The 4,480-nt window shown below is 63.4% G+C and carries 4 protein-coding genes; all 4 read left to right on the forward strand.

Going from position 1 to position 4,480, the window contains the following annotated elements:
* On the forward strand, nt 1–1,089 hold a 1,089-nt coding region (locus tag ABZF37_RS13670), incomplete at its 5' end, for an aromatic ring-hydroxylating dioxygenase subunit alpha (protein WP_372720854.1).
* 73 nt (nt 1,090–1,162) lie between these two features.
* On the forward strand, nt 1,163–2,734 hold the full coding sequence (locus ABZF37_RS13675) for an FAD-binding oxidoreductase (RefSeq protein ID WP_372720855.1): 1,572 nt from the start codon (nt 1,163–1,165) through the stop codon (nt 2,732–2,734).
* Between the two features lie 10 nt (nt 2,735–2,744).
* Complete coding sequence (locus ABZF37_RS13680) at nt 2,745–3,302, forward strand: cytochrome c (protein ID WP_372720857.1); 558 nt, start codon at nt 2,745–2,747, stop codon at nt 3,300–3,302.
* Between the two features lie 152 nt (nt 3,303–3,454).
* Complete coding sequence (locus ABZF37_RS13685; RefSeq protein WP_372720859.1) at nt 3,455–4,453, forward strand: ketopantoate reductase family protein; 999 nt, start codon at nt 3,455–3,457, stop codon at nt 4,451–4,453.
* Nucleotides 4,454–4,480 lie beyond the last annotated feature (27 nt).

Here is a 4,480-nt window from a genome sequence, read left to right on the forward strand (position 1 = left end):
GCCTGCGCCCACCGTGGCGCCACCCTGTGCCGCACTCGCAAGGGCAACGAGCAGTTTTTCACCTGTCCGTACCACGGCTGGGTGTACGACACCGCCGGCAAGAACGTGAACATCAAGGATCACGACAGCGGCGCCTACCCGGCCGCCTTCGATGCGCAATCCCATGATCTCACCGCCATTCCCAAACTCGAGTCCTATCGCGGTTTCGTATTCGCGTCGCTCAGCGCCGACGTGCCGACGCTGGCCGAACACCTGGGCGGCGCCGCGCGGGCGATCGATTTTTGCGTTGATCAATCCGAGCAGGATCTCGAAATGCTGCGCGGCTGGTCCAGCTACACCCACCGTGGCAACTGGAAGCTACAGCCCGAAAACGGTATCGACGGCTATCACTTCACCGCCGTGCATGCCAATTACGTCGGCATCATGAAGCGCGAGGGAGAGCGCCGCGCCAAGAAGGCGGCGCAGGCAGGCGGCGTGCAGCGCTCGTTTGGCGGCGACGACCTGCTGAAACTCAAAAGCGGCTGGTACGACTATGGCCATGGCCACACCCTGATGTGGGGCACCTTCGGCCAGCCGCAAAACCGACCGGTGTGGAACCGGCGCGAAGCGGTGGCCCAGCGCCACGGTGCCATGCACGCCGAGTGGGTGGTCAACCGCCTGCGTAACCTGCTGATCTTCCCGAACTTGCTGCTGCAGGACCATGCCGCGACGCAGATCCGCGTCATCAAACCGGTATCGGTGGACTTCACCAAGGTGGAGAGTTTCGCCCTCGCCGCGCGCGAGGACACCCCCGAGATACGCACCAAGCGCATCCGCCAGTTCGAGGACTTCTACAACGCCACCGGGCTTGCGACGCCGGACGACCTGGCCACCTTCGAGGCCTGCCACGACGGCCTGCAGGGCAGTCTAGTGCAATGGCAAATGGGTTACGACCGGGGCTTTTCCCAGATGCGAAGCGGCGGCGACGAGGACTCGCTGCCGGTCGGCATGGATGCGGTCAGCAGCGGTCCCGATTTTCAGGATGAAGTGTTGCTGCATGGCCAGTACCGCGAGTGGTTGCGCCTGATGGCGCCGGCCCTGGCCGACTGACAGCACCGCGCAGCCTCATAACAATGCAAACCGTGGCCGTCGTCTCCTGACGCGGCCGCCCCAGGAGATGTCGATGCCCGAGTACCTGCCGCATGGCGTCAATCGCGACGACTTCCAGTCCGCGTTGGCAGAAATTCGCAAAATTGTCGGCCAGGCCTGGGTCTTGACCGATTCTGAAACCGACCTCCAGCCGTACCTCGACCATATGTCGGCGGTAGCGCCGGAAAGCCGCATGCCGTCGGCGGTGATCGCACCGGCGTCCGTGGCCGAAGTGCAGGGCGTGTTGCAGATCGCGAACGCGTACAAGTTGCCACTGTGGACCTATGGCAACGGCAAGAATTTTGCCTATGGCGGCCCGGCCCCCAAGCAGGCCGGCTACCTGGTGCTCGATCTCAAGCGCATGGATCGCATCCTGGAGGTCAACGAGGAAAGCGGCTACTGCGTGGTGGAGCCGGGAGTGTCTTACTTCCAGCTCTATCAGTTCATCCAGGAAAAGGGCTACAAGCTGTGGATCGACTGTGCCGCTCCGGGCTGGGGCGGCGTGATGGGAAACTCCCTTGAGCACGGCGCCGGGTACACGCCCTACGCCGACCATCTGCTGTTCTCCTGCGGCATGGAACTGTTGCTGGCCGACGGCTCGCTGATACGCACCGGAATGGGCGCCATGCCCAACAACCGAAGCTGGCAGTTGTTCAAGTACGGCTTCGGACCCTATGTCGACGGCATGTTCACGCAGGGCAATTTCGGCATCATCACCAAGATGGGCTTCTGGCTGATGCCGGAGCCGCCAGCCTACAAGCCGTTCATGGTCACTTACCAGAAGGAAGAGGACATCACGCAGCTGATGGAAATCCTGCGCCCGCTGAAGATGAACATGGTGATCCAGAACGGCGTGGTGATCGAACACATCTCCTACAGCGCATCGGTGCAGCGCCTGCGCAAGCAGCTGTGGGACAAACCCGGCATCATCCCCGACGAGCGCTGGCGCGAGATCGCCAAGGAACTCGACCTGGGCATGTGGAATATCTACGGTGCCCTGTACGGCCTGCCCGAGAACGTCGACATGACCTGGCAGATGGTGCAGCACGCGCTGACCAGCATCCCCGGCGCCAAGGTGTACCTGCAGGGCGACCGGCCGGCCGACGACGCCGGCTGGAACTACCGCGAAAAGCTGATGCGCGGCGAGCCGAACATGACCGAGTTCAACCTGGTCAACTGGGATGGCGGCGGGCATCTTAACTTCACCCCCATGGCGGCCATGACCGGCAAGAACGCCTGGGAGATGTTCACTCTGTTCAAGGAATTGCTGAACCGTCACGGCTTCGACATGATCTGCGAGGAAGTGGCCATGTTCCGCACCATGATCACGCTGGTCATGATCATGTTCGATCCCCGTGACGAGGATGCGCGTACCCGCGCCGATGCCTGCGCCCGCGAGCTGGTGGCCATCGCCAAGAAGCACGGCTATGGCGAGCTGAAGGCCAACCTCACTTACATGGACATCATCGCCGACATGTACGACGGTCAGGATGGCGCCCTGCGCAAGGTAAATCAGCGTATCAAGGACGCGCTGGACCCCAACGGAATCCTGTCGCCGGGCAAATCCGGCATCTGGCCGTCCAACTGGACCGGCCCCCGTACCTGAGGCGTACCCCATGACCCGTCACACATCCGTCCTGGGCCTTGTTACCGCCATGCTGCTGGGCCTCTCTGGCGCCCCACAGCTCGCGCACGGCGCAACCGATGCCGCGACCAGCCCCGCCACCGAGGTGGCCACGCCGGTCGGCGAGCGCGGCGGCGAGGAGCTGTTCATGCTGTCCTGCCGGGGCTGCCATGCCCCTGGCGCCGATCATCCGGGCACCATGAAGCTGGGCCTGACCAAGGGCGAAGCGCAGTCGGTGATCCTGAACCGCGCCGACCTGCCGGCCGAGTACATCAGCCAGGTGGTCCGAAATGGCCTCTTGGAAATGCCGCCACTGCGACCGACTGACATCACCGACGAGGAATTGTCCCGTTTGGTCGAATACATCCGAACCACACCGGCCGACAAGGTGCCCCAGGAGCATCCCGGAGGCGCGTACACGTATGCCCCGACGTTCGAGCAAATCGTGGTGTTCGGGATTCTGCCAAGACTGTACACGGTGATCCTGCCGGCCGTTGTCGTTCTGGTCCTGCTGACGATTTTCCTGGTCCGGCGGCGCCGTAAGCGTTAGCGTTTGAAGTAAACACTGAATCAATCAACCCCCGGGTTCCTGACCGCTGACCGTGCCCGGCGTTGGGCCAATAAGCCACGCCGCCGAATCAAGCGTGGGCGTCGCTGACCCGCGGTGGACCATCCCTGGCTCTCTGTTCAAAAGGAACGATCATGCGTTTTGTCATTCTCGGTGCTGGTGGTCTGGGTTCGGTCATCGGCGGTTACCTCGCCGAGGCCGGTGAGGACGTCACCCTCATCTGTCGCCCCGCCCACGCTGAAGCAGTCAATAACAACGGCCTGAAGATCAGCGGCGTGCGCGGCGATCACCTGGTGCGCGAGAACCTCACCGCCGTCACCAGCCCGGACGCCGCACCGGGCGAATTCGACCACCTGATCGTTCTGGTCAAGGGCAAGGACACCGAAACCGCGCTGGCCCAGGCGGATAGCCTCAAGGCGCGCTGCAAGAACGTGTTCTCACTACAAAACGGCATCGGCAAGGAAGAGCGCCTGCGCCAGTGGGCGGGACGCGACAAGGTGATCGGCGCCTCGACTATCGAAGGCGGCACCCTGCACGAGCCGGGCGTGGCCAGCAACCCGCTCACCACGCCCACGACCGCCTGGTTCGGCGAGCTTGACGGTGGCACCAGTGCCCGCACGGATGCTCTGGCCGAGGCCTTCACGCGCGGCGGCCTGGTCGCCCGGTCGGTGCCCAACATCATGCAGGTGCTGTGGGAAAAGCTGGTGCAGATCGGCACCGCGTCCGGCTGGTCGGTGACCACGCTTGGCCTGCGCCTGTACTTCCAGGACGGCCTGCTGATCCGCCAGGGCGCCGAGCACTACGTGGCCCTGGCCAAGGACATGCTGCGCGTGTACGGCGCCATGGGCTACACACCGCAGAACTTCTACGCCCCCATGTCGCAATTCAAGGAATTGAACGAACTGGACTTCGAGGGCGGGGTGGCGCTGATGATGAAGCTCGGCGAGCGCCTCAAGCAGCAGGGCATGAAAGGCCGCACCTCCATGCACGAGGACGTCATCCGCGGCAAGAAGACCGAGGTCGACTTCCTGCTCAAGCCGTTCCTGGACAAGGCGCAGGAGCTTGGTTTACAGGTGCCGGTGCTGGAAACCGTCTACCGGATCGTCAAGACGCAGGATGCGTATCTGGAGTGACGTCCGTTTTGGCCCCCACAAAAAGGC

Source organism: Immundisolibacter sp. (assembly GCF_041601295.1).
Taxonomy (GTDB): domain Bacteria; phylum Pseudomonadota; class Gammaproteobacteria; order Immundisolibacterales; family Immundisolibacteraceae; genus Immundisolibacter.